A 589-nucleotide genomic window follows, 5' to 3' on the forward strand; every position below is an offset into this window, starting at 1 on the left:
AGCGCGAGGAAGCCGTGGGCGAGCACCACCAGGGCGGCGAAATGGACCCATGCGCGCTGGAGCCCGAGGTGCTCCACCGCGACTCCGGTCAGGGGGCCGATGAGGCCGCCGAGACCGAGCGCGATCCACAACCAGCCGACGTGCCCGTCCGGGACGCCACCGTCCGCGACGGCGACGAGGGGGCCGAAGCTCCACACGAGCGCGGAGCCCGCCCCCACCACCACGGCCGCCAGCAAGGGGACCTGCAGCGCGGCGAGTGAGAGGGGCGCTCGCACACGCCCGCGCTCCGGTGCACCGGCGGGTGCGCGCCCCGCGAGGGCGAGGCACAGGACCGCAGACCCGGCGCAGACCCCGGCCATCAGCCCCCACGCCGAGGCGACGCCCGCGGTGGCGAGGGCGACCGTGCCCGCCGCCACGACGCCCACCGCCGTGCCGGAGTTGACCAGCGACTGGGCCGTCCCGCGCGCACGCTGCGCGACGAGGTCGTCGACCAGGCGGACGAGCGCGGGCGAGGCCAGGCCCGCCCCCGTCCCGCCGACGAACACCGCCGCGACGAAGGCGACCGACGAGGTGGCGGCGACGATCCCGA

At 77.4% G+C, this 589-nt stretch carries 1 protein-coding gene; it reads right to left on the minus strand.

All coding sequences use genetic code 11. The features are described from left to right. Positions 1-589: MFS transporter (locus FB586_RS18735; RefSeq protein ID WP_168800620.1), on the minus strand; the 589-nt coding region annotated here is incomplete at both ends.

The sequence above is a fragment of the Cellulomonas telluris genome, assembly GCF_004886325.1.
Taxonomy (GTDB): Bacteria; Actinomycetota; Actinomycetes; order Actinomycetales; family Cellulomonadaceae; genus Cellulomonas; species Cellulomonas telluris.